The sequence below is a fragment of the Erythrobacter rubeus genome (assembly GCF_014705715.1).
GTDB lineage: Bacteria > Pseudomonadota > Alphaproteobacteria > Sphingomonadales > Sphingomonadaceae > Erythrobacter > Erythrobacter rubeus.
The window spans coordinates 1,216,180-1,240,759 of sequence record NZ_JACXLC010000001.1 but is presented as its reverse complement, the minus strand read 5'-3'; the positions used below and the strand labels follow the sequence as shown (position 1 = coordinate 1,240,759).

Annotated in this window: 25 protein-coding genes; 10 read left to right on the top strand and 15 right to left on the bottom strand. The window is 61.0% G+C overall.

The features are described from left to right. The first annotated feature begins 2 nt into the window (after positions 1-2). Together IB285_RS06105 and IB285_RS06100 are read left to right on the top strand one after the other, a co-directional pair. Positions 3-467: a MerR family transcriptional regulator gene (locus IB285_RS06105; protein ID WP_190787339.1), complete on the top strand. Its 465-nt coding sequence runs from the start codon at positions 3-5 to the stop codon at positions 465-467. Positions 468-558: 91 nt separating this feature from the next. Next, positions 559-2,364: an acyl-CoA dehydrogenase C-terminal domain-containing protein gene (locus tag IB285_RS06100; RefSeq protein ID WP_190787338.1), complete on the top strand. Its 1,806-nt coding sequence runs from the start codon at positions 559-561 to the stop codon at positions 2,362-2,364. A gap of 82 nt (positions 2,365-2,446) precedes the next feature. Here IB285_RS06100 and IB285_RS06095 read toward each other — a convergent pair whose 3' ends face one another. From IB285_RS06095 to tyrS, 5 genes are all read right to left on the bottom strand, one after another. Further along, the gene (locus IB285_RS06095) at positions 2,447-3,223 is read right to left on the bottom strand and encodes an aspartyl/asparaginyl beta-hydroxylase domain-containing protein (RefSeq protein ID WP_190787337.1); all 777 of its coding nucleotides are present in this window, start codon (positions 3,221-3,223) and stop codon (positions 2,447-2,449) included. A gap of 141 nt (positions 3,224-3,364) precedes the next feature. Beyond that, positions 3,365-4,285: a cysteine synthase A gene (gene cysK / locus IB285_RS06090; protein ID WP_190787336.1), complete on the bottom strand. Its 921-nt coding sequence runs from the start codon at positions 4,283-4,285 to the stop codon at positions 3,365-3,367. Position 4,286: 1 nt separating this feature from the next. Next, positions 4,287-5,597 carry an MFS transporter gene (locus IB285_RS06085; protein WP_190787335.1) on the bottom strand — a complete coding sequence of 437 codons (1,311 nt, stop codon included), beginning with the start codon at positions 5,595-5,597 and terminating at the stop codon, positions 4,287-4,289. An 84-nt stretch (positions 5,598-5,681) separates the two neighbouring features. Further along, a complete protein-coding gene (locus IB285_RS06080; protein WP_190787334.1) occupies positions 5,682-6,020 on the bottom strand; it encodes a PilZ domain-containing protein in 339 nt (112 codons plus the stop codon). A gap of 97 nt (positions 6,021-6,117) precedes the next feature. Continuing rightward, positions 6,118-7,350 carry a tyrosine--tRNA ligase gene (gene tyrS, locus IB285_RS06075; RefSeq protein WP_190787333.1) on the bottom strand — a complete coding sequence of 411 codons (1,233 nt, stop codon included), beginning with the start codon at positions 7,348-7,350 and terminating at the stop codon, positions 6,118-6,120. 76 nt (positions 7,351-7,426) lie between these two features. Between tyrS and IB285_RS06070 the strand changes: the two genes are divergently transcribed. Then, a complete protein-coding gene (locus IB285_RS06070) occupies positions 7,427-7,945 on the top strand; it encodes a DOMON domain-containing protein (protein WP_190787332.1) in 519 nt (172 codons plus the stop codon). On the opposite strand, the gene IB285_RS06065 is transcribed toward IB285_RS06070, so the two are convergent. Further along, positions 7,942-8,427, bottom strand: a complete 486-nt coding sequence (locus tag IB285_RS06065; protein WP_199803338.1) for a TspO/MBR family protein — start codon at positions 8,425-8,427, stop codon at positions 7,942-7,944. The genes IB285_RS06070 and IB285_RS06065 overlap by 4 nt on opposite strands. A 71-nt stretch (positions 8,428-8,498) precedes the next feature. On the opposite strand from IB285_RS06065, the gene IB285_RS06060 reads away from it, so the two are divergent. Next, positions 8,499-9,701 carry an exo-beta-N-acetylmuramidase NamZ family protein gene (locus tag IB285_RS06060; protein WP_190787330.1) on the top strand — a complete coding sequence of 401 codons (1,203 nt, stop codon included), beginning with the start codon at positions 8,499-8,501 and terminating at the stop codon, positions 9,699-9,701. Positions 9,702-9,704: 3 nt separating this feature from the next. After that, a complete protein-coding gene (locus IB285_RS06055) occupies positions 9,705-10,721 on the top strand; it encodes an aspartyl/asparaginyl beta-hydroxylase domain-containing protein (protein WP_190787329.1) in 1,017 nt (338 codons plus the stop codon). Positions 10,722-10,741: 20 nt separating this feature from the next. On the opposite strand, the gene IB285_RS06050 is transcribed toward IB285_RS06055, so the two are convergent. Continuing rightward, positions 10,742-11,926 (bottom strand): vWA domain-containing protein, encoded by a 1,185-nt coding sequence (locus IB285_RS06050; protein ID WP_190787328.1) that lies wholly within the window; start codon positions 11,924-11,926, stop codon positions 10,742-10,744. Positions 11,927-12,059: 133 nt separating this feature from the next. On the opposite strand from IB285_RS06050, the gene IB285_RS06045 reads away from it, so the two are divergent. Beyond that, positions 12,060-13,460: a methyl-accepting chemotaxis protein gene (locus tag IB285_RS06045; RefSeq protein WP_190787327.1), complete on the top strand. Its 1,401-nt coding sequence runs from the start codon at positions 12,060-12,062 to the stop codon at positions 13,458-13,460. On the opposite strand, the gene IB285_RS06040 is transcribed toward IB285_RS06045, so the two are convergent. Together IB285_RS06040 and IB285_RS06035 are read right to left on the bottom strand one after the other, a co-directional pair. Continuing rightward, positions 13,445-13,894, bottom strand: a complete 450-nt coding sequence (locus IB285_RS06040) for a GFA family protein (protein ID WP_190787326.1) — start codon at positions 13,892-13,894, stop codon at positions 13,445-13,447. The genes IB285_RS06045 and IB285_RS06040 overlap by 16 nt on opposite strands. Further along, positions 13,894-14,763, bottom strand: coding sequence for an AAA family ATPase (locus tag IB285_RS06035; RefSeq protein WP_190787325.1), 870 nt, complete (start codon positions 14,761-14,763; stop codon positions 13,894-13,896). The genes IB285_RS06040 and IB285_RS06035 overlap by 1 nt, the downstream gene beginning before the upstream one ends. A gap of 194 nt (positions 14,764-14,957) precedes the next feature. Between IB285_RS06035 and IB285_RS06030 the strand changes: the two genes are divergently transcribed. Beyond that, entirely contained in the window at positions 14,958-16,169 is a 1,212-nt protein-coding gene (locus IB285_RS06030) for a bifunctional alpha/beta hydrolase/OsmC family protein (protein WP_407925601.1), read from the top strand. Here IB285_RS06030 and IB285_RS06025 read toward each other — a convergent pair. From IB285_RS06025 to IB285_RS06015, 3 genes are all read right to left on the bottom strand, one after another. Then, positions 16,166-16,543, bottom strand: coding sequence for a hypothetical protein (locus tag IB285_RS06025; protein ID WP_190787323.1), 378 nt, complete (start codon positions 16,541-16,543; stop codon positions 16,166-16,168). The two genes, IB285_RS06030 and IB285_RS06025, sit on opposite strands and share 4 nt — an antisense overlap. Next, entirely contained in the window at positions 16,536-18,527 is a 1,992-nt protein-coding gene (gene parE, locus IB285_RS06020) for a DNA topoisomerase IV subunit B (protein ID WP_190787322.1), read from the bottom strand. The genes IB285_RS06025 and parE overlap by 8 nt, the downstream gene beginning before the upstream one ends. Positions 18,528-18,589: 62 nt before the next feature. Beyond that, on the bottom strand, positions 18,590-19,783 hold the full coding sequence (locus IB285_RS06015; protein WP_190787321.1) for a penicillin-binding protein activator: 1,194 nt from the start codon (positions 19,781-19,783) through the stop codon (positions 18,590-18,592). A 40-nt stretch (positions 19,784-19,823) separates the two neighbouring features. On the opposite strand from IB285_RS06015, the gene rsmI reads away from it, so the two are divergent. The 3 genes from rsmI to gshB are packed head-to-tail and all read left to right on the top strand — an operon-like array spanning position 19,824 to position 22,002. Further along, positions 19,824-20,681 carry a 16S rRNA (cytidine(1402)-2'-O)-methyltransferase gene (rsmI, locus tag IB285_RS06010; protein WP_190787320.1) on the top strand — a complete coding sequence of 286 codons (858 nt, stop codon included), beginning with the start codon at positions 19,824-19,826 and terminating at the stop codon, positions 20,679-20,681. Continuing rightward, the gene (locus tag IB285_RS06005) at positions 20,678-21,034 is read left to right on the top strand and encodes a YraN family protein (RefSeq protein ID WP_190787319.1); all 357 of its coding nucleotides are present in this window, start codon (positions 20,678-20,680) and stop codon (positions 21,032-21,034) included. The genes rsmI and IB285_RS06005 overlap by 4 nt, the downstream gene beginning before the upstream one ends. Positions 21,035-21,045: 11 nt before the next feature. Further along, positions 21,046-22,002 (top strand): glutathione synthase, encoded by a 957-nt coding sequence (gene gshB / locus IB285_RS06000; protein WP_190787318.1) that lies wholly within the window; start codon positions 21,046-21,048, stop codon positions 22,000-22,002. 265 nt (positions 22,003-22,267) lie between these two features. Here gshB and IB285_RS05995 read toward each other — a convergent pair whose 3' ends face one another. Genes IB285_RS05995 through hemW form a run of 3 tightly spaced genes read right to left on the bottom strand, consistent with a single transcriptional unit; the run spans position 22,268 to position 24,540 of the window. Further along, on the bottom strand, positions 22,268-22,489 hold the full coding sequence (locus IB285_RS05995; protein WP_190787317.1) for a hypothetical protein: 222 nt from the start codon (positions 22,487-22,489) through the stop codon (positions 22,268-22,270). A gap of 3 nt (positions 22,490-22,492) precedes the next feature. After that, positions 22,493-23,392 carry a tyrosine recombinase XerC gene (locus IB285_RS05990; protein ID WP_190787316.1) on the bottom strand — a complete coding sequence of 300 codons (900 nt, stop codon included), beginning with the start codon at positions 23,390-23,392 and terminating at the stop codon, positions 22,493-22,495. Then, positions 23,389-24,540 carry a radical SAM family heme chaperone HemW gene (gene hemW, locus IB285_RS05985; RefSeq protein ID WP_190787315.1) on the bottom strand — a complete coding sequence of 384 codons (1,152 nt, stop codon included), beginning with the start codon at positions 24,538-24,540 and terminating at the stop codon, positions 23,389-23,391. The genes IB285_RS05990 and hemW overlap by 4 nt, the downstream gene beginning before the upstream one ends. Positions 24,541-24,580: the final 40 nt, after the last annotated feature.

The window sequence follows — 24,580 nt, the reverse complement described above, 5'->3', positions numbered from 1 at the left end:
TCATGGCTACCGCACCTGCAAATGAGAACACGCGTAATGATGCCGGATCAGAGCAGCGCCGCAACGGCGCGCATCTCGATCGTCCGGACAAGCATGAGCGCGAACAGTTTTCGATCTCCGACCTGACCTCCGAATTCGGCTGTACCGCGCGAGCGCTGCGGTTCTACGAAGATGAAGGATTGATCAGCCCGGCACGCGTCGGTCTGACACGCGTCTATTCAAAGCGTGATCGCGCCCGGCTCGCATGGATCATGCGGGCGAAGAATGTCGGATTCAGCCTCACCGAAATTCGCGAAATGATCGACCTTTACGATCTGGACGATGGCCGGGTCGAACAGCGCCGCGTGACGGTGGAAAAGTGCAAGGCGCATATCGACAAGCTCAAGGCTCAACGCGCGGATATCGATTCCTCAATCAAGGAATTGACCGATTTCGTGAGCGATATCCAAAAACTCGATCTCGGATAGCGATATCCAAAAACCCGATCCGCTTTAAACTCGGCTTCGATTGCCGAGTCGCCAACAACAATCCTCAAACGCTCATCAAGGGAATCTTTTGATGCCGACTTACACCGCTCCAACCCGCGACACTCGTTTTGTGGTCAACGAACTGCTGGATCTCGCAAGCTACGGAAACCTTCCTGGTTTTGAAAACGCGACGCCGGACATGATCGATGCGATCGTAAACGAAGCTGGCAAGTTCGCTTCTGAAGTTCTCGCTCCGATCAACCAGATCGGCGATGAGCAGGGCTGCACCCGTCACGAAGACGGCACCGTGACCACGCCGGACGGTTTCAAGGAAGCTTACGAGGCATATGTCGAAGGTGGGTGGGGCACGCTCGCCAAACCGGAAGAGTTCGGCGGGCAGGGTCTGCCGCACGTTCTCGGTTTCGTTATGGAAGAGTTTACCGCAACCGCGAACCAGGCCTTCGGCATGTATCCGGGCCTGACCAATGGTGCATCGGCGGCGATCGAAGCGGCCGGTTCTCAGGAGCAGAAGGAAACCTACCTTCCAAAGATGATTTCGGGCGAATGGTCGGGCACCATGAACCTGACCGAACCGCATTGCGGAACCGATCTGGGCATGATCCGTACCAAGGCAGAGCCGCAGGGCGATGGTTCGTACAAGATCACCGGCACCAAGATTTTCATTTCCGCCGGTGAGCACGACCTCACCAGCAATATCATTCATCTGGTGCTCGCAAAGACGCCGGGTGCTCCGGACAGCTCCAAGGGCATTTCGCTGTTCATCGTGCCGAAGTTCATCCTCGATGAAAACGGCGAACCCGGTGAGCGCAACGGCGTGACCTGCGGCTCGATCGAGAAGAAGATGGGCATTCACGGCAACGCGACTTGCGTGCTCAATTACGACGAAGCCACCGGCTACATGGTGGGCGAGGAGAACAAGGGCCTCGCAGCAATGTTCGTGATGATGAACGCCGCTCGTCTGGGTGTCGGGCTTCAGGGTCTGGCCCAGGCAGAGGTGTCGTATCAGAACGCTGTCGACTACGCCCTCGACCGCCGTCAGGGCCGCGCTTTGACCGGGCCGAAGGATCCCGAAGCGAAAGCGGACCCGATCTTCGTCCACCCGGACGTGCGCCGCATGCTGATGGACGCCAAGGTCTTCAACGAAGGCATGCGCGCACTTTGCCTCTGGGGCGCTCTGCAGGTCGATCTGACGCATAAGGCGCAGACCGAAGAAGAGCGTGAGCTTGCCGACGAGCTGATCGGCCTGATGACTCCGGTCATCAAGGGTTACGGCACCGACAAGGGCTACGACATCGCGAACAACATGCAGCAGGTCTATGGCGGGCACGGCTACGTCAAGGAATGGGGCATGGAGCAGTTCGTGCGCGATAGCCGCATCGCCATGATCTACGAAGGCACCAATGGCGTGCAGGCGATGGACCTTTGCGGGCGCAAGCTCGCATCGAAGGGCGGCAAGGCCGTGCAGGCATTCTTCGCCATGATCGATGAGGAAATTGCCGCAGCCAAGCAGGACGAAGCGCTGAAGGACCTTGCCGAGCGCCTTGAAAAGGCTCTGGGCGAGCAGAAGGCCGCGACCATGTGGTTCATGCAGAACGCCATGCAGAACCCGAACCACCTCGGCGCGGGCGCACATCACTACATGCACATCATGGGCATCGTCACGCTCGGCTTCTTCTGGCTGAAGATGGCGAAGGTTGCCAAGGATGCGCTCGCAGGTGAGCCGGACGACAAGGCATTTTACGAAGCCAAGCTTACCTCGGCTGCCTATTACGCCGAGCGCTTCCTCCCCGATGCAGGCGCACTGCGCCGCAAGCTCGAAGCGGGCAGCGAGAACATGATGAAGCTGTCGGAAGAGGCATTCGCCACCGCAGCCTGATCGAATACAGGATCGTCACGTAAAGAGGCTCGGGAGTGGGGACTCCCGAGCCTTTTTCGTCGCGATGTATCGATGCCGGGTTTCAGATCTCGCCGCGTTCAGCGCGCGCGAACACGCTTTCCCAATCGGCGAGATTGTTCTTTGCGTCCTGGACGAAATGGCTGCGGCGAACATAGCCGAGCGTCGCTGCTGCAACCCACGATCCTGGCGCCTTGAGCGGGCGAGCCACTTGGCACAGCAGCACAATACGCGTCTCGTCGGTATCGTTATGGACCTCGTGCTCATACGTGTCGTCGAACACGGTCCATTCCCCCTCGCGCCAAGAGAGGCGCTCATTGCCCACGCGCAGCCAGCACGATTCGCGATCGCGCGGGACCTTGATTCCCAGATGGGCCGTGATGAAGGCCTTCGTCACACCGCGGTGCGGGACGATCCGCGCGCCGGGTGCCAGTATGGAAAAGAACGCGGAATTCAGACCGGGTATGCGGCTGACGAGTTCCGCTGTGCGCGGTGCGCGCGCGATGTTTTCCTCCTGACGGTGCCCGTACCCGATGAGGAAGAAGCTGCGCCATGAATTGTCGCGCATGATGCGCCGATGGTCAGGAGAAATCTCCCGCAGAGGCGGAATGGCATCGCGGTGTTCGTAAATGGCGAGCGCTTCGTCGCGAATGCTTTCCCATTCATCGGTAAGTGGCTGTGTCCAATCGAATTCCGATGCGCCGAACACTGGACGATCGTCGATGAGCGAACTCGAAGCGATCACGGCGTTGAGCCGGTGCCGCTGTTTCTTCGCAAACCTGTAATGGAGCGGCTTGGCCGATTTTTTGACAGCCGGGCGGGGTCCTATCGACAACTCCATCGAAACCTCCTTCGTTCGAACGATGTCTTGGCGCGACCAAGTCTATCGAACGAGCTCGGTGGTTTCTTACCAGTTTCGATCAATCCTTTTCGGAATCCGGCCTACGACATGTCCCTGGCCGGGCTGTCCGCAAGCCGTGCACTACTCCACGGGGAGGAATTCCGGCACCGAGAGGTAACGCTCACCGGTGTCGTAATTGAAGCCCATCACCCGCGAGCCCGCGGCAAGATCAGGCAGCTTCTTCGCGATTGCTGCCAGGGTCGCTCCGGAGGAAATACCGATCAGCATGCCCTCTTCGCGCGCCGCGCGGCGGGCCATTTCCTTCGCATCGTCAGGATCCACGGTGATCGCCCCATCGATGGCATCGGTGTGAAGGTTGTCTGGAATGAAGCCTGCACCGATGCCCTGGATCGGGTGCGGGCCGGGTGAGCCGCCATTGATCACGGGCGATCCTTCCGGCTCCACACCGTATGCCTTGAAACCGCTCCAATGCTTTTTGAGCTCTTCCGCGCATCCGGTCAGGTGGCCGCCGGTGCCTACACCGGTGATCATCACATCGATCGGATTGTCGGCGAAATCGGTGAGAATTTCCTGAGCAGTCGTGCGGACATGTACCGCGACATTGGCGGGATTCTCAAACTGGCTGGGCATCCACGCGCCATCGGTGCTCTCGACGATCTCGGTCGCACGCTCGATTGCGCCCTTCATCCCCTTTTCCTTGGGCGTAAGGTCGAATGTCGCACCGTACGCGAGCATCAGGCGGCGACGCTCGACCGACATGCTTTCCGGCATGACCAGCACCAGCTTGTAGCCTTTGACGGCGGCGACCATGGCGAGGCCGATGCCGGTATTGCCGCTGGTCGGCTCGACGATGGTGCCGCCTGCCTTTAGCTTGCCCGTGCTTTCGGCATCTTCGACCATTGCCAGCGCGATCCGGTCCTTGATCGATCCGCCGGGATTGGCGCGCTCCGATTTCAGCCAGACTTCGTGATCGGGAAACATCCGCGACAGGCGGATATGCGGGGTGTTGCCGATCGTTTCGAGAATGCTGTGCGCTTTCATGTCAGGCCTCCTGGGGATTGGTTCTATCTTGTTTCTGATCGTCTTCTAACAAATTGTCCGGCGGATCGAAGGTCTTTGTTGTTCGCAGCACCGGGAATACGCGGCTCCATAGCCCGACAGTTACAATAGCGCCGATCCCGCCTGCGACCACGGCGGCGACCGGACCGATGAGGAATGCGAGGGTGCCGGAGAAGAAATCTCCGCCTTCGTTAGAGGCGCTTATCGTAAGCAGGCTGACCGAGGATACCCGGCCGCGCTTATCGTCCGGCGTGTGGAGCTGGATCAGCGATTGGCGGATATAGACGCTGAACATGTCCGCTGCGCCGACGATAAATAGCATCGCGAGGCTGAGCGGCATGGATTTGGAAAGGCCGAAAATGATCGTGGCCAGGCCGAATACGGCAACCGCCCAAAGCATTTTGGGCCCGACGCCTGTCTTGATCGGGCGGAAGGAGAACCACAGCGCTGTCAGCGCCGCTCCGACAGCGGGAGCCATCGCGAGTTGACTGAGCCCGGTTTCTCCCACTTGCAGGATGTCGCGTGCGTAGACCGGAAAGAGAGCGGTTGCGCCCGCGAGAAACACCGCAAGCAGATCGAGCGTGATTGCGCCAAGCACCATCTTATTGTGCACGACATATTTCATGCCGTCGACGATGGCACCGATGGGGCGCTGGTCCTTGCGAATGGCGGGCTGCGGGACTTTCCCAATGAGTGAAAGCGCCACCACCGACACCGCGAACAGACCGGTCGCCACTGCATAAGGGAGGGCAGGGCCGATGGCATAGAGGTAGCCGCCCAGCGCCGGCCCTCCGATCATTCCGACCTGCCAAGAAATCGAAGATAGCGCGATCGCGGTGGGCAGAATGTCCTTCGGAACGAGATTGGGCGCCAGTGCGGAGAGTGCAGGCCCGGCAAACCCGCGCGCCACGCCCAGCAATACCGCGATGCCGAACAGGATCGGGATCGAGATCGCGTCGGTCCATGTTGCCCAGCCAAGCACGGCTGCGCAGATAAGTTGCAGCAGAACTGTTAATCGCCCGAGCGATCGGCGGTCGAAACGATCGGCAGCGAGCCCGGAAAAGGGCGTGAGTATGAACAGCGGCAAGAATTGAAGGAGGCCGATAAGAGCGAGCTGGCCGGAGGCCCCGGCAATGGTCATCCCGCCATCGCGCGCGATGTTGTACGTCTGCCAGCCGATGATCAACAGCATCGCGTATTGCGCCAACGTCATCGACAGGCGGCTCAGCCAATAGCAGCGAAAGTTATGGATCCGAAACGGATGGGTCGAAGGATCGGTGCTTGTCTCGGTCACGCAAGCGCCATGGCAGCAGACGCCATGTCTGCCAAGCCAGCTATACTATTCCGTAATGAGCCGCTGCTTTTGCGGCGGTGCTAATTACCGATTGCGACGCAGACGCGGATTGGGCTGCAGCGTGTCGATGATATCCATGAAGTCATCGAGGCGGATGATACGCTCGAACTGGAAGCCCGCGCGATTGTCGCGGGTCCAGATGACATAGGCCTCTATCCGGCCGACGATGGGCAAGCGAATGATTACGCGGTCGCCGCGGCTGAGCTTTTCCGCGTCATCGACCATGAAACCGTGGGCGGAAATGTTGCTGACATGAAGGTTCAGGTCGCCATGCGCGAAGTGCTCGACGATCACCGGATAGTCGACCGGATGACGCGCTGCGCGGCGCAAATCAGTGACGCTTAAGTTTGCTCCCGCTGACACGTTTACACGACCTCCATTATCAAACCCTGCGATCCCTAATGCACCGCAAAGGCTGATAATTGGTAAATCGCGCGGGTCGGGCGCTTTTGCGCTCAGGTCAAAGGGTGACGATGCCGTGCTTCTTCTTGCCCAGGCTGAGCTTCAATGCGTCCCCTTCGGCAGGCGCGATTAGGAAACCGGGATCCGTGATCGCCTTACCCTCGAGCTTGACTGCCCCTTCGGCGAGTTTGCGCTTTGCCTCGCCATTGGAAGCGGTGAAGCCGAGTTCCGTCAGCACCGCTCCGATGCGCATGCCGTCCTGCCCGACAGAAAGCGTCGGCAGGTCTTCGCCAGCGCCTCCGCCAGCGAATGTATCGCGCGCTGTCGCTTGAGCAGCACTTGCGGCCTCCGCGCCGCGGACCATGGCCGTTACCTCGTTGGCCAGCACCTCCTTGGCATGGTTGATTTCCGCCCCTTCCAGCGCTTCGAGACGAGCGATCTCGTCCAGCGGCAAGTCGGTGAAGAGCCGCAGGAACTTTCCCACGTCCTGGTCATCGGTGTTGCGCCAGTATTGCCAGAAATCGTAGCCGGGCAGCTTGTCTTCATTGAGCCAGATCGCGCCATCGACCGACTTGCCCATCTTCGCGCCATCTGCACGGGTGATCAGTGGAGCCGTGACGCCGTAGACCTCTTTCCCGTCGATCCTGCGGGTCAGCTCTATACCGTTGACGATATTGCCCCACTGGTCGCTGCCGCCGAGCTGTAGGCGGCAATCGTAATCGCGCGCCAGCACAAGGAAGTCATACGCCTGCATTATCATGTAGTTGAATTCGATAAAGGTGAGCGGCTGCTCACGGTCGAGCCTGGTTTTGACCGAATCGAACGTCAGCATACGGTTGACGGTAAAATGCGGACCGACATCGCGCAGCATCTCGATATAGCCGAGCTTGCTCAGCCAATCGTCATTGTTGATGAGAAGCGCGCCTGTTTCGCTGTCGTCGAAGCGCAGGATCTTTTCGAAGCTGCCTTTAATCGAGGCGACATTGCTCGCGAGCCGCTCTTCGGTCAGCATCTGGCGCGTTTCGTCCTTGCCCGAAGGATCGCCGACCTTTGCCGTGCCGCCGCCCATGATGACGATTGGCTGGTGCCCTGCCTGTTGCAATCGTTTGAGCAGCATGATCGAAGCCAGGTTGCCGATATGCAGGGAAGGAGCGGTCGGGTCGAAGCCGACATAGCCGGTTACCACCTGTTTCTGTGCAAGCGCATCGAGCGTGCCAGCATCGGTGATCTGGTGCAGATGGCCGCGGCTTTCCAGCAGGCGCAAAAGTTCGGATTCGTAATTCTCACTCATGGCGCACGCGCTTAACAGCGGGGGCGGGGCTGGGGAAGGGCTTGCCCGCTCTGCCAGGCTCCGCAATAGGACGCGCATGACACCTCTCATGCTTCACCAGACATGCGATCTCGGACCCATCCGGGCCGTGACCGCTTCTCTCACGCCGACCGAGGCAGGGTGTGAGGCGGAATTCCGTCTCGATGGCCGCGCGGATGCCATCGTCGTGCCGCCTCAGGCAGAACCGGAGCGGATGGACAATCTGTGGAAGACCACTTGTTTCGAGATTTTCTGGCAACCGATCGGAGGCTCCGCCTACCGCGAGTTCAACCTGTCGCCATCGGGCCGCTGGGCGGCGTACGACTTCGACAGCTTTCGCGAAGGTATGCGCGATGCGCCGGTCGCCGCAATCAGCGTTGCGTCATCATACGATGAGACCGGACTTGTCCTCACAGCGAGCATCGCCGCCGAACTGCCCGATCCCGCGCAGGTGGCGCTCAACGCCATAGTCGAGCATCAGGGAGGCGATCTGCAATTCTGGGCGCTCGCCTTTCCGCCAGGCAAGCCGGAATTTCATTCGGAAGCGTGCCGCCAGATGATTGTCGACAGGCGTTAAGCGGTCGCTTTTCCGAACGGCGCGTTGAGCTGGACGATCTTCCAGTTGAGCAGCATCGCGAAGCTCACCCAGGCGAGATACGGAACGTTCAGCCATCCGGCGAGCGATGAGTATTGCGGCAGGATTACGCACAGCGACAGCACCGAAGCCCACAGGAACACGTTTTCGAACAAGGCCCAGTCCGGGCGCTTTACTTTGAAGAACAGCGGCGACCACGCGAGATGCAGCACGAAATTCACGGCGAACAGCGCGATAACAATGTTGCGATCTGCAATGGTCGGTGCGCCCACCCACGCGCGGTAAATGCTCCACGCCGATAGGCCGAGAATGATCGTCCATGCCGGACCGAACGCCCAATCGGGCGGCTGCCAGCTGGGCTTGTTGAGATTTCGGTACCACTCGCCGATCTCGGTCAGCGCGCCGCCCGCGCCGCCGAGGATGATTGCCCAAAGGCCTGCAATGATTGCGGGTGTCCACTCCATGGATGGAGCCTTACGCGCATGCATGCGCAAATACCATTGCCTTTGGATGGCCGGTGTTCCAACCACGGCCCATGAAGTTTGGAATCGACCGCCTGCTCGCCGACCCGCAATTGCTTAGCGAATTGCAGGGAAAGCGCGTCGCCCTTGTCGCGCACCCTGCGAGCGTGGCCGAAGATCTGACCCATAGCCTTGATGCGCTGATCGCTGCGGGTGTGAATGTCACCAGCGCCTTCGGTCCGCAGCATGGTCTCAAGGGCGATAAGCAGGACAACATGGTCGAAACGGCGGACGAAACGGATCCGCAATACGGCATTCCGGTGTTCTCGCTCTACGGCCCGGTGCGGCGCCCCACCGGGCAAATGATGACGAGCGCGGATGTATTCCTGTTCGATCTGCAAGACCTTGGCTGCCGCATCTACACCTTTGTCACTACTCTGCTGTATCTGCTTGAAGAGGCGGCGAAAACTGGCAAGGAAGTGTGGGTTCTCGATCGTCCCAATCCGGCGGGCCGTGCTGTCGAGGGCACGCTGTTGGTTCCTGGTAACGAGAGCTTCGTTGGCGCGGCTCCCATGCCGATGCGCCACGGCCTGACGATGGGCGAGATGGGGCATTGGTTCATCGAGCATTTCGGCTTGGACGTTGGCTATCGCGTTGTGAAGATGGAAGACTGGAAGCCCGATGGCCCCGGTCATGGCTGGCCGGTGGACCGCGTCTGGATCAACCCCTCGCCCAATGCTGCCAATGTGAACATGGCGCGCGCCTATGCCGGTACGGTTATGATCGAAGGCGCGACCGTCAGCGAGGGGCGGGGAACCACGCGCCCTCTCGAGGTTCTGTTCGGCGCGCCGGATGTGGATGCAAAGGCTGTGCTGGCAGAGATGCGCAAGCTTGCACCGGATTGGCTAAATGGTTGCGCTCTACGCGATTGCTGGTTCGAGCCGACCTTCCACAAGCATGCAGGTACGCTCTGCAATGCCTTGATGGTCCACGCAGAAGGCCCGCATTACGATCACGATTCGTTCAAGCCATGGCGGTTGCAGGCGCTCGCTTTCAAAGCGATCAGACGGCTTTATCCAGGCTATCGGATCTGGCGCGGGACCGATTTCAAATACGAGTATACCGAGGATGTTCTCGCAATCGATGTGATCAATGGCGGACCGGCTTTGCGCGAATGGGTCGATGATCCAAGTGCCATGCCCGACGATCTCGATGCGCTCGCCTCGACTGACGAAGCGGCCTGGATCGAGCAGGTGAGAGGGCACCTGCTGTACTGAGCTATGGCTATTGACCGACCTAATCCGGCTATGGACGAGGCCGAAGCAGACCGGCGGCTCGGCGCGGACAGGCGCGATGCGCTGGCCATGCTCGCCAAGGCCGACAACCGCATGCTTGCCGGGGATCACAGAGCTGCCAACGCGTACTATGGCCAAGTCGGAAGGCTGGCGGCCGAGGGCGCACCCATCAATCGCTCGGAACTGCTGCGAGCACGCGATGCGTGCGAATGGCTGGCGCGCCGGTTCGGTGACGTCATCAGGGAGGGGCTGGTCGAGCGGGGATTAGCCGTAGGCGACATGCACCCCCGTTTCGCCAAATCGCTGGCTCTCATGCTGGGTGAAAGGCAGCGCGAGGCAGTTTACGTGCGATATCCGCAGATGCCGCAAATGTACTTCTATCCGGACCTTCCGCATGTTGAATTCGCGGACCCGAATTCGGCTGAATGGGCGGCAATGATAGAGGCCCAGACCGATAACATCCTCAGTGAAGCCAAAGCGCTGCTCGCCGGCGGTGCGGATTTCGGCCCCTACGTCAAAGCGACGCAGGATCGTCCGCAGGGCGACGTGCACGGTATGCTGGAAAACTCGTCCTGGAGTACGCTGGACCTGACGGACAAGGGTGCGCCCGTGCCTGAAAGGATCGAATTGGCTCCAAAGACATGGTCCAGCGTGTCGGAGAATGCGCCGCTGTGCGATATAGGCAACCGCGCGCCTTCGGTGATGTTCTCAATGCTGCGCGCAGGTTCGCGCATTCCGCCGCATACTGGGATGATCAACACCCGCTACGTGTGTCACCTGCCGCTCATCGTACCCGGCAACGGCGCGCTGCGCGTGGGAGAGCAAAAGCGCGAATGGGAATACGGCAAGCTGATGATGTTCGATGACACGGTCGAGCACGAGGCATGGAATGACGCCGCGACCGACCGATTGGTGTTGATCTTTGATGTGTGGCGGCCGGAGATCAGCGCCGAAGAGCGCTCTCAAATTCGGACTCTGTTTGAGGTGGTCGACGCCTACTAGCGCGCGCTGTGGTGCGGCGCTTAGTGCCCTTGCTTGCGGCTTAGCTCGCGCATCGCATCATCCAGCCCCTCCAGGGTGAGCGGGTACATGCGGTTGTCGACGAGTTCTTTCATCATCTTCGTCGATTGCGAATAGCCCCATTGCTTCTCAGGCACGGGGTTTAGCCAGATGGTCGCAGGATAGGTGTTGGTCACGCGCTGCATCCATACGGCGCCGGCTTCTTCGTTCATGTGTTCGACACTGCCGCCCGGATGCGTGATTTCGTAGGGGCTCATCGCGGCATCGCCGACAAAGATCACCTTGTAATCGTGTCCGTATTTGTGGAGCACGTCCCACACCTTGGTCCGTTCCTGCCAGCGGCGTTTGTTGTCCTTCCAAACACCTTCGTAAAGGCAGTTATGGAAGTAGAAGAATTCGAGGTTCTTGAATTCGGCATTGGCTGCGCTGAACAGCTCTTCGCAAAGCTTAATGAAGGGGTCCATCGAGCCGCCCACATCGAGGAACAGCAGCAGTTTCACGGCATTGTGACGCTCGGGCCGCATGTGAATGTCGAGCCAGCCCTGTTTCGCGGTGCCATCGATGGTCGCATCGAGATCAAGCTCGTCCGCGGCGCCCTCCCGCGCGAACCGGCGCAGGCGGCGCAGCGCCATCTTGATGTTGCGGGTGCCCAGTTCCTTGGTGTTGTCGAGGTTCTTGAACTCGCGCTTTTCCCAGACCTTGATCGCGCGCTTGTGCTTGCTCTCGCCGCCGATGCGCACACCTTCGGGGTTGTAGCCAGAATTGCCGAACGGCGAGGTGCCCCCGGTGCCGATCCACTTGTTGCCGCCTTCGTGGCGCTTTTCCTGTTCGGCCAGACGCTCTTTCAGCGTCTCCATGATCTCGTCCCAGCTGCCGAGTTTCTCGATCTCGGCCATTTCCTCTTCGGTGAGGAATTTTTCGGCAACGTTTTTCAACCAATCTTCGGGAATATCGACCGGGTTCTGCCCGTAATCGGTCATCACCCCCTTGAACACTTTGTGAAAAACCTGGTCGAAGCGGTCGAGAAGCCCTTCGTCCTTCACGAAGGTAGCGCGGCTGAGATAGTAGAACGCCTCGGGCGTCTGCTCGATCACGTCCTTGTCGAGCGCTTCAAGCAGCGTCAGGTGCTCCTTGAAGCTCGCGCCGATACCTGCTTCGCGCAGTTCGTCCATGAAGTTGAAAAACATGGGTGTGGTGTAGCGGCGCAGAGACAGCGTTTCCAGTCTTTTAGCGACGTCAGTCGCCGCCCCTTAAAGCTTCGCTAACCATCAACGCTTACTGCGGCAAAGGTACTGTTCATACTCAGGGGTCGCAGCCGCAATGAAATCTACCGCCATCGATGCAACCGACGCAGTCGCGCTCGAGAGTATTCCTGAAAGCTGCGGCGCTGTAACGGTCGGATGCACCGACGTCGCCGGGGTCGTGAAGGCGGTCATTCAGTCGTCTGAAAAGCTGCGCGAAGAACACGAGGCGCTGCGCGGGACCGTGCGCGCGCTGGAGGTGGATCAGGAAAAGGTGGCAGAGGCGAGCGACGAAGCGCGCCTGCTTTCCGAACGCGCGATCGAGCGCTTGGGTGAGGGGACCGCGCTGATCCAGGCTTCGCTCGATCAGATCAACGGCCTGCTCGACCTTGTCGGCACCCTTGGCCAGCACGTGACCAGCTTTTCCGCGGCGATGGAACAGGTACGCCGCAGTGCGCAGGACATCGACGATATCGCCGAGACGACCAATATTCTCGCGCTCAACGCGACAATCGAGGCCATGCGCGCAGGCGAGGCGGGGCGAACCTTCGCCGTGGTTGCGAGCGAGGTGAAGAGCCTCGCGAACGACACCCGCAAGGCTACCGAAGAAATCGCCCAGACCGTCGAGGCGCTCGGCGGTGAGGCGAACGAGGTTATCGGCCGTATCGAGGCTGGCTCACAGGCCAGCAGCGAAGCGAAGGCATCGGTCGCGCGGATCGAAACGACGATCAGCAGCGTTGGCGAACTTGTGGAAGAGGTGGATAAGCAGAATGACGTGATCGCCCGTTCCACCGGCACGATCAGTAATCACGTGGGCGCCGTGCAGGATGTGCTCAACAGCTTCGATCAGGCCGCGCGCGATAATGAAGAGCAACTTGAAGGCGCCCATCACAAGATGGGCGACCTTGAGCTTACCGCTAGCGAGATGTTCGACCGGATCGTCCATGCCGGGCTTTCACCGCAAGACAGCGTGATGGTGCAAAAGGCTCAGGAAATCGCGGCCGAGGTGAGGCAACATGCCGAAGCGGCGCTGGCGTCAGGCGCGCTCAGGGAAGAGGCGCTGTTCGACACGAATTACGAAGAGATCTCCGGCAGCAATCCGCCGCGTTTCCGTACCGCGCTGACCGATTGGGCCCATGCCGAGTGGCGCACATTCCTGGACGAGGCAAAGGCCGGGAGCGAGCACGTTATCGCCGCTGCCTGCACCGATCTCAGCGGGTATCTGCCAACGCACCTGACCGAACGTTCACGCAAGCCCACCGGTGACCTGACCCACGACACCCAGTTCTGCCGCAATGGTCGGATGATCCTCGATCCGATCGACAAGCGCGCCAAGGCGAGCGACGCGCCTTACATGATGGCTGTCTACCGGCAGGAGGGCGACGGCGAGCAATATCTAGTCGTGCGCAATGTCTACGTGCCGCTCATCATCAATGGCCGCCGCTGGGGCGATTTCGAACTGGCTTACACCTTCGATTGATCGGAGGCGGGCCGCTGCCATTCGGCGGAACCGGGGCCGGCCTCAAGCACAGTCATGCCATCAGGGAAAGGCGCCCATGATGGCGCGCTCGGCCCCCAGATGATCGAAGTCGGCGGGCAGATTTCGGGATCGTCGAGCGTGCCTGCGCGCACGCGCATCGGCTGCTCCGGCCCCTTTACCGTCTCGCTGTAAAGCTGCGATCCGCATTTCGCGCAAAAGCCGCGCTCGACCGTGTTGCCGCTGTCGGCGACACGCTGGATCGTGGTGATCGGCCCGGAATATTCGACGGAGGGGGCGGGGAACAGAACATTGACCGTCGCCATGCCGGAAGCGATCCGCTGGCAGTCCCGGCACCAGCAATAGCGGGCGCCCTGTGGTTCGGCGGCGATGGTGAAACGCACCGCCCCGCAAAAGCATCCGCCCTGGTGCGCCATCAGGTCGGATTGCGGCGAGCCATGAAGGCAAGCCGTTCGAACAGCATCACATCCTGTTCGTTCTTGAGCAGCGCGCCGTGCATCGGCGGGATCGCGCTGTTGGGATTGGAGTCCTGCAGCACCTCTAGCGGCATGTCTTCGTTGAGGAGCAGCTTGAGCCAATCGAGCAGCTCGCTGGTCGATGGCTTTTTCTTGAGGCCGGGCACTTCGCGCAGCTCGTAGAAGATATCCATCGCCTTTTTCACGAGCGTCTTCTGGATGCCTGGATAGTGCACGTCGATGATCGACTGCATCGTCTCGCGATCGGGAAACTTGATGTAATGGAAGAAACAGCGGCGCAGAAAGGCGTCCGGCAGTTCTTTCTCATTGTTCGAGGTGATCACGACGATAGGTCGCTCCTTCGCCTCGATCCGCTCCTGCGTTTCGTAAACGTCGAAGCTCATCCGGTCGAGCTCCTGAAGAAGATCGTTCGGAAATTCGATATCGGCCTTGTCGATCTCATCGATCAGCAGCACGGGAAGCTCTTCGGACGTAAACGCCTCCCACAGCTTGCCCTTCTTGATGTAGTTGCGAATATCGTGGACCCGCTCTTCGCCCAGCTGACCGTCACGCAGGCGAGCAACGGCATCGTATTCGTAAAGGCCCTGCTGCGCTTTTGTTGTCGATTTGACGTTCCATTCGATCAGCGGCGCATTGATGGCCTTCGAAATCTCGTGAGCGAGAACCGTCTTGCCTGTGCCGGGTTCGCCTTTGACCAGGAGCGGGCGGCGCAAGGTCACTGCGGCATTGACAGCCACCTTGAGGTCATCGGTCGCTATGTAATCGCTCGTGCCTTCGAAACGCTGCTGGCCATTGGGCTGATCGGTCATGGGAATCCTTCGATTGGTCCGTATTCGAAACTTAAATGCTGCGCTGCGATAGGGCGGCCCGCGCACTGGCGCAAGAGGTGAGGGCGCGGGCTATCTGAATAGAGAAGCGCCGATGCGGAAAGGCTTTTTGGAGAAGAGGTGTAGCGATTTGCGCCCTTTTCCCGAATATGGGTGAAAGGAGGACACCTATGCCGATGGAATCGCTTTCAATCGCCACGCCGAGCGGACAGACATTGTCCGGCGCGCTCGAAATGCCGACCGGGCTGGTTCGCGGTGCTGCGGTATTCGCGCACTGCTTCACCTGCACGAAGCAGAGCCGCGCTGCGATCAGCGTCGCGCGCGCCTTGGCCCGGCAAGGGATCGCATGCCTTCGTTTCGATTTTACCGGGCTTGGCGGGAGCGACGGTGATTTCGGCAAAGCCGGGTTCGCGACAGACATCGTCGATCTCATCGCCGCTGCAGAGCATCTGTTCGAGCGCTTCGAAGGCAAGCTCCTGCTCGTCGGGCACAGTCTAGGCGGCGCGGCGGTTCTTGCTGCTGCTTCGCAGCTGGGCAGCTCCAAGGTTGCCGCGGTCGCTACCATCGGCGCGCCTTCGGATGTTCCGCACGTCCTGCACAACATCTCCGGCGATCTCGACGCGATCGAGCGTGATGGCGAGGGCGAAGTGACAATCGGAGGACGCCCCTTCAACCTAAGCGGCGAATTCCTCGAAAAGACGCGCTCGGTGGACTTGCTCGCCTTGGTGAAAGACCTGCGCATTCCGTACCTCGCGCTTCATTCCCCCTCCGACGACATTGTCGGTGTCGAGCACGCCAGCGCTCTCTTCCAGGCCGCGTTTCACCCGAAGAGCTTCGTAAGCCTCGCGGGTGCAGACCACTTGCTTACCAACCCCTCCGACGCTGAATTTGCCGCGAGCATCATTGCGAGCTGGGCGCAGCGATATCTGCCGCTGCGCGACGATTGGCCGATGCCGGAAGACGGAGTTGTGGTGCAGACCGGGCACGGCAAATTTGGCACCGAAGTGCACACGGCTACGCACCGGTTCGTCGCGGATGAACCCCGGAGCTATGGCGGTGACGATACCGGGCCGACCCCATACGACCTGCTGCTGGCCGCTCTGGGCACCTGCACCGCGATGACGATGAAGATGTATGCCGACCGCAAGGAATGGCCATTCGACGGCGCGCGTATCCATGTCACTCACGAGCGCAACCACGCGGAAGACTGCGGACACGCGCTTTCTGCAGAAGAAGAGGGCATGACCGCACAGGCGCTCAACCGAGTGATCGAGGTGTTTGGCGATGAGCTGACCGAGGAACAGCGCCGAAAAATCATCGAAATTGCCGACAAATGCCCGGTTCACAAGACGTTAGAGGGGCATCTTCACATTCACACGGAAAGCTAGAGCCGGTCTAGCGAACCTGCGCATACGAGCAGGAATGTGAGAGTGAGGATGGCGAGGGTCGCGACCTTCCATCCGGTGCCCGCGTCCTTCATCCCGCGATCCCAGGTCCACGCTCCGATCGCGCCGGTGACCAGTGCGGACAGCGCAATAGTGATGGCTCCATGCTGACCCAGCAGCAGGATGAAGATCGCGAAAACGGCCACCATCTGGACCACCAACGCGCCGGTAAACCAAACTATCGGGATCGGCCTGTACGCCGTGTCGGGCACCTCCCAATCGGGCAGCGAGCTGTCGGGACGCGAAATGCGCCGGTCGCCCGCCATGATATCCTCTTCGCGGGGGTTGGGATAGCGCGGCTTTTCCTCGTCAGGCATCGATCATGTCGCGGTCCATTTCGCCCGCGCGGTTCTGGATGAAGTTGAAGCGGTGCTCGGGGTTGCGGCCCATGAGCTGATCGACCAGCTCTTTGACAGCCGCCCGGTCTTCGAATTCTGGCGGCAGAGTGATGCGGATCAGCGAGCGCGTGTCCGGGTGCATCGTGGTTTCGCGCAGTTGCTGAGGGTTCATCTCGCCGAGGCCTTTGAACCGGGCAACCTCGACGTTCTTGCCCTTGAAAACCGTCTGTTCCAGCTCGGCGCGATGTTCGTCGTCGCGCGCGTAGCGGCTCTCTTTCCCGGCGGTGAGACGATACAGGGGGGGCTGGGCGAGGAACAGATGCCCCTTGCGAACGATGTCAGGCATTTCCTGGAAGAAGAACGTCATCAACAAGGTCGCGATATGCGCGCCATCGACGTCGGCATCGGTCATTATGATGACGCGGTCGTAACGCAGCGCCTCGGCATCGCAGTCCTTCCGGGTGCCGCAGCCGAGCGCAAGGGACAGGTCGGCGATCTCGCTATTGGCGCGGATCTTGTCTGCGGTCGCGCTGGCGACGTTCAGGATCTTTCCCCGGATCGGCAGGATCGCCTGCGTCTTGCGGTCGCGCGCCTGCTTTGCGCTGCCGCCTGCGGAATCGCCTTCGACGATGAACAGCTCGGTTTCGCCGTCGGTTTCGCCGGAGCAATCGGTGAGCTTGCCGGGCAGGCGCAGCTTCTTCGCATTGGTCGCGCTCTTGCGCTTGATCTCGCGTTCCTGCTTGCGCTTCAGCCGCTCATCCATGCGCTCCATGACCTCTCCCAGCAGCGCCTTGCCGCGCTCCATGTTGTCGGTCAGGAAATGGTCGAAATGGTCGCGTACGGCGTTTTCGACGAGGCGCGCGGCTTCGGGAGAGGTCAAGCGGTCCTTGGTCTGCGACTGGAACTGCGGGTCGCGGATGAAAACCGACAGCATCACTTCGCCGCCCGTCATCACGTCGTCAGCGGTAATGTCCTTTGCTTTCTTCGTGCCGGTCAATTCGCCGAACGCCCGGAGCCCCTTGGTCAGCGCAGCACGCAGCCCCTGTTCGTGGGTTCCGCCATCGGGTGTGGGGACGGTGTTGCAGTACCAGCTGGTCGACCCATCGGAATAGAGCGGCCACGCAACGGCCCACTCCACCTTGCCCTGAGACTGGCCGTCCGGTCCCTCGGGGAAATCCTGATTGCCGGTGAAGGGCTGTGCGGTCACGCATTCGCGCGCGCCGACCTGCTCGGCGAGATGGTCTGCAAGACCGCCGGGAAACTTGAAAGTTGCCTCGGCAGGCACGTCATCGCTGGCAAGGCTCTCGGCGCATTTCCAGCGGATTTCGACACCCGCGAACAGGTATGCTTTGGAGCGCGCCAGTTTGAACAGCCGATGCGGCTTGAACTTGCGGTCGCCGAAAATCTCCGTGTCGGGCGTGAAGCTGACCTGGGTGCCGCGCCGGTTGGGCGCCGCGCCGATTTCCTCGATCTTGCCAAGCGTCTGACCCTTCGCAAACTCCTGCGCATAGAGTTGCTTGTCGCGGGCGACTTCGACGCGGGTGTGAGACGACAACGCGTTGACGACGCTTACGCCGACACCGTGCAGGCCGCCGCTGGTCGCGTAGGCTTTGCCGGAGAACTTGCCGCCAGAATGCAGCGTAGACAGGATGACTTCGAGGGTCGATTTGCCCGGAAACTTGGGATGCTCGTCGACCGGGATGCCGCGACCATTGTCCGAAATCGTCAGCCTGTTGCCTTCCTCGAGGCGCACCTCGATCCGGTTTGCATGGCCGGCGACCGCTTCGTCCATCGAATTGTCGAGCACCTCGGCGGCGAGATGGTGGAGCGCGCGGTCATCGGTGCCGCCGATATACATGCCGGGGCGGCGGCGCACCGGCTCCAGCCCTTCGAGCACTTCGATCGAGGAGGAATCGTAATCGCCGCTCGATGTCGGCGTGTTTTCGAAAAGGTCGTCGGACATAGCTCCGATATGGCGCGCCTGGCGCCTGCTAACAAGCGCAGCCCGAGGTGTTTTGCGCCGCTTTAATTGCCGAAAGTGCCCGGCGCAGCATCCACTGCGACCACGCGGTCGCCGCGAACTTCGCGCACTTCCAGCATACGCTCGGCCACTCCGTTGCGGCCAAAGCGAAATGCGCCGTCCACGCCGAGGAAGCCTCCGCGATCATAGAGCTGGTTTTTGGGGAAGTTGTTGCCGACCCTCCAATCGCGCGCCACGCGCAGGGTCAACAGCACCGCATCATACCCCAGCGTCGCGATGCGGTAGGGCCGTGATCCGAAGCGCGTTTCGTAGCTGTCGGCAAAGCGGCGATAGCGCCCGTCGGAAACCGCCGAGAACAACGCGCCGTTGATCGCATTGGAGCGCGTTAGGACAGACTCGCCGCTCCAAAGCTCCGTGCCGAGCAGCCGAGTCCCGCTGGCGCCGCCGCTTTTCAACTCGCCTGCCGCCTGCACGGCAAGCCGCGCGCCATCGGCGATGAGGACAGTATCGTACCCGCCTGCCTGGCGCAGACGCTGCGCCGCGCTGACAATCGAGGTGTTGCCGCGGGCATACCGCGCCGACCCGATGAGATTGCCGCCATAATCGCTCAGCGCGTTGTTGAGCGCATCGAAGGAGCGCTGTCCATAATCGCCTTCGGGCACGAGCGCAGCGAAACTGTTCGATCCTCGTTCGCGGGCATATTGCACGGTGCGCCGGATCGACTGTTCGGGAATGTGACCCATCACGAAAACATCGGAGCCTGCAACCGTCACATCGTTCGAAAACGCGATTGCAGGGACATTCGCAGCGCTGGCTGCAGCCCGCACCGCTGGCACATTCTGCCCGAGCAGTGGGCCAAGGATGAGCTTGTTTCCGTCCGCAATCGCCTGACGGGCTACCGCTGCCGCACCATCAGCCGTGTCGTAAGTTGTGATGCGCAGATTGTCAGCATTGGTATCGAGCAGCGCCATCGTGGTCGCATTCGCGAGCGATTGCCCGACATCGGCAGTGTTGCCTGACATCGGTACGAGTAGCGCAACGCGGTGCCGGGTGGCATCGGTGGGCAGGGCAGAGCTTGGCTCGGGCGAAGGGCCGACATCCGGGCCGGTCGATCCAGGACCTGTCCTTGGAATGACCGCACACCCGCTCAGCAGGGCCGCAGTGCCCGCGATGGTAAGCGCGCGTTTCGAGAACACGCGGCCGATGGCGCGCGAAAGTGTTGCGTGCGTAAGCTTCATTCTTGCCGACCCCTGATCGCTGCTTCATGGAAGGCCTCTCATGCAGACGCCTCAATCTGAATCAGCCCTTAGTGAACCTCTGGAAGCCGGGCTTTATATTGTCGCAACACCGATTGGCAATCTTGGCGATATAACGGTGCGTGCTGTCGATGTGCTGCGCGGGTGCGAAGTGATCGCGTGCGAGGACACGCGGGTGACGGGCAAGCTTTTGAAGCATTGCGGCGTTTCCACGCGGATGCAGCGATATGACGATCATGCATCGGAACGGCAACGAGCCACGTTGATAGAACAGGCACGCACGCAGGCCGTGGCGCTGGTAAGCGATGCGGGCACGCCGCTGATATCGGATCCGGGGTACCGCTTGGTACGCGACGCGCGTAAGGCGGGTATCACCGTGACCAGCCTGCCCGGCGCCTGCGCGGCGATCACAGGGCTGACGCTGGCGGGCCTTCCCAATGATCGCTTCCTGTTTGCGGGATTTCTTCCCGTGAAGGAGAAAGCGCGCGCGAACATGCTGGCCGAACTCGGCGAAGTCGCCGCGACGCTGATCTTCTACGAAACCGGCCCCCGGCTTGAAAGGAGCCTGCGCGCGATCGCCGACATCTGGCCGCAGCGCGAAGTCGCCGTTGCGCGCGAGCTCACCAAATTGCACGAGGAATGCCGCACCGGCGCGGCCGCGGAACTGGCCGAGCACTACCGCGAACATCCGCCAAAGGGTGAGATCGTCCTGCTTATCGGTCCGCCTGCTGAAAACATCGGCGATGGCGATCCCGATGCGCTGCTTACCGAGGCGCTCATCGATCACAGCCCCAGCAAGGCGGCAGGAATCGTCGCCAAGGCCACTGGCCTGGACCGAAAGGATCTCTACTCACGCGCCGTGGAGCTCAAAAACCAGTGACAGCAAAGCGTGAAATCGCAGAGCGGCGCGGGCGCGAAGCGGAGGCGCAGGCCGCGCAGTGGCTCGCGGTGCAGGGCTGGCACATTCTCGCCGAGCGGGTGAAAACGCCGCTCGGAGAAATCGATCTCATCGCGCGTAAGGACGGGCTTACCGCCTTTATCGAAGTCAAATGGCGCAAGCGGGCGCGCGATCTCGCCGAGGCGATCGACGAGCGCCGCCTTTTGCGCGTTGCCGCCGCGGTCGAGGCGGTCGCGCATGAATACGCCGAAGCCGGTGACGATCTGCGGATCGACGTAATCCTGCTTGCACCCGGCACCCGCCCGCGCCACATCACCAACGCGTTCCAACCGTAAAGGATATCTGCATGAGCCTGCGCGTCGCGGTCCAGATGGACCCCATCGAGAATATCAATATCGCCGGGGATTCGTCGTTTGCCTTGATGCTCGCAGCGCAGGAACGCGGATATTCCATCTTTGAATACCATGTCGAAAGCCTGACGCTCGACGCCGACGACCGCCTGTTTGCCGAGTGTTTCCCGGTGACGGTCCAGCGCGTCGAAGGCGATCATTTCAGCAAGGGCGAGGCGCAGCGGCTCGATCTTGGCAAGGACATCGATGTTGTCTTGATGCGGCAGGATCCGCCCTTCCACATGGGCTACATCACCGCGACGCATATGCTCGAGCGCATCAAGAGCGAAACGCTGGTCGTCAACGATCCGGCTAATGTCCGTAATGCGCCTGAAAAGGTGATGGTGCTCGATTACCGCCGCTTCATGCCGCCCACCTTGGTCACCCGGTCGCCGGACGAAGTAAAACGCTTCATGGAGGAACATGGCGCGGTCGTGGTCAAGCCGATCCACGGGAATGGCGGCAAGGCGATTTTTCGCATCCCGGAAAGCGGCGACAACCTCACCGCTCTGTTCGAGGTCTTCAACCAGACCTGGCCCGAGCCGCACATGGTCCAGCCCTTCCTTCCCGAAGTGGCCGAGGGCGACAAGCGCATCGTCCTGATCGACGGCGAAATCGCAGGCGCAATCAATCGGATACCGGGCGAAGGCGAGTTCCGTTCGAACCTCGCCATGGGCGGCAGCGCGGAGGCAACGCAGCTGACGACACGCGAGCGCGAGATTTGCGAGGCGATGGGGCCGGAGCTCAAGCGTCTGGGCCTGACCTTCGTCGGCATCGATGTGATCGGCGGCAAATGGCTGACCGAGATCAATGTGACATCGCCGACTGGGATTGTGGCGATTTCGAACTTCGACGGGACGGATCTGGCTGGGATGATCTGGGACGCGATTGAGGGGCGGTTGGGGTCGCTTTGATCTTTAGGAAAAGCTTGATCGCGGTCGGACTCGGATGCCTTGCTATTATGGTCGCCTTTATTATCGCTGCGGCGTTTGGCCTTACATGTGCATGGGACATCCTTTTCGGCATCGCTTACTGCCTTGATGGGTACGGCGGCTGCCCCTGGGACTAAGCACCTCGTCATTGCGAGGAGCCGAAGGCGACGCGGCAATCCAGCTTCTGGGGTTTTCACTTGAAGCAAGGCCAGAAGCTGGATTGCTTCGCTCCGCTCGCAATGACGATCTAGAGGCTTGTGCCCCGCTGCCAAAAACACATAACCGCCATCGAACAAGGCGCGTATAAAAAGGCAAACAGGATGTAGTCGAAGCTGTCGCTCGGATCGAAGTATGTCACCGAGTAAATGTATGGTCCGATCAATTGATAGTCGAGCAGTAGAGCCGGGAAGGAGGCGATCGTGAGGCTACTCAGTTCGTTAAGTGCGATTAAGATCGTCTTCCAGATCATCTATCACCCCTTCTTCGCTCTCGGATGCGCCCTCCGGTAATTCTCCAGCAAACTCGCTGCATCGACTTTCGTGTAAATCTGGGTCGACCCCAGCGAGGCGTGCCCAAGCAATTCCTGCAAACTGCGCAAATCTGCTCCCGCGCCCAGCAAGTGCGTTGCGAAGCTGTGCCTCAGCGCGTGAGGGGTGGCAGTGTCGGGCAGACCTAGCGCGCGGCGTGCCTTGGCCATCGCCTTTTGCACCATGCCCTGTGACAACGCGCCGCCCTTGGCACCGCGAAACAGTGGTTCCTTCGCCGACAGGGGGTAGGGGCATGCTTTTGCATATTCGGCGACCGCGTCCCGCGTGATTGGCAGCACCGGGACGATGCGCTGCTTGCCGCCTTTGCCGGTCACCTGCAGGGTCTCGGCCAAGGGGACATCGCGGCCCTGCAGCGATAGCGCTTCGGCGATGCGCAGGCCCGATCCATACATCAGCAGCAGCACAGCCCGGTCGCGCGCTCCGATCCAGTCCTCGCTCGCGGTCCCCTCGATCAGGTCGGCAATGTTCACGGCATCGTCGGGCGTAACGGGGCGCGGAAGCCCCTTCTTGAGCCGAGGTCCGCGCACCCGCGGCGAAGCGGGATCGGGATCTCCGGTTTCGCTGCGGGCAAAAGCGATCAGGGATTTGAGCGCGGAAAGCTCGCGCGCGGCACTGGTATTGGCAAGCCCTTCCGCCCGGCGCGCAGCCAGATGCGCGCGCAGGTCATGCGCTTCAAGCGCTGCAATCTCGGTAAAGCTCGACAGATCGCGGCCGTCGATCAGCTTGCGGGCGGCGAGGCAGTAAGCGCGCACGGTATGCGGTGACCGGCGCAGGCTTTGGGTCAGATGCGCTTGCCACGCCTCGAGAATTTCCGCGCGGCTCATGCCTTCACCAGCGCATCGGCCACGATCTCGGCAAGCAAACCGTCGAGCAAGGGCCGCCCGGCGGCGCTGACGCCGAGGTGTGGACCATCCTGCCAAAGGAGACCAAGATCGGTGTATTGGGTCACTTTCTCCGGAACGATAAGTTCGCTCCGCGCAATGCCGAAGCGTGCTTCCAATGCCGCGATGTCGAGGCCCTCTTTCAGCCTGAGACCCATCAGCAGGGCCTCGCTCGCCTGTTCGGGTATCGCCAGCGATCTCTGCTCGGCTATCCCGTGGCCGCGCTTCTCAACAGCGGCGAGGAAATTCTCCGGCTTCTTGTGTCGCGCAGTCGCAAAGCCGCCGCGCCGCCCATGCGCGCCCGGCCCAATCCCGGCATAATCCTGATACCGCCAATAGGTAAGGTTATGGCGGCTTTCCTCGCCGGGGCGGGCGTGATTGCTGGTTTCATAGGCGGGAAGACCGGCGGCCTGGGTCAGTTCCTGCGTCAGCGCGAACAGTTCTGCGGCTTCGTCATCGTCCAGCGGCGCGAAGACACCGCGCCTTACATCGGTGGCAAAGCGTGTGCCCGGTTCGATCGTCAGCTGGTAGAGCGACAGGTGCGACGTGCCGAAATCCAGCGCTTCCTCCAGCTGAGATCGCCACTGACGGGCAGATTGGCCGGGGAGGGCATAGATCAGGTCGAAACTCACCCGTTCGAATTGCTCCCTCGCGGTCTGCAAGGCATCCCGTGCCTCCGCCGAACCGTGAAGGCGCCCCAGCCATCGCAGCGTCTCGTCATCGAGCGATTGGACGCCGAGCGAGGCGCGGTTGATTCCCGCCGCTGCAAGGTCGGCGAAATTGGCCGCTTCGACCGACGACGGATTGGCCTCCAGCGTGATCTCGATGTCGCTGTCGAACCCCCACAAGTCCTGCGCTTCGCTCAGCAAGCTTTCGACGAGGCGCGGCGGCATCAGCGAGGGTGTTCCGCCGCCGAAGAAAATGGAAGTGAGCGTTTCGCCGCCCGCTTCCGCAGCCTCGGCGCGCATATCCTTGAGCAGCGCGGCTTCCCAGGCGGCAGTGTCGACGCGCTCACGGACATGCGAGTTGAAGTCGCAATAGGGGCATTTCTTTTCGCAAAAAGGCCAGTGAATGTAGAGCGCGCGTGCCACTTCTCGACTCTATGCGATGAGCGCGGCGAAAAGCCAATCG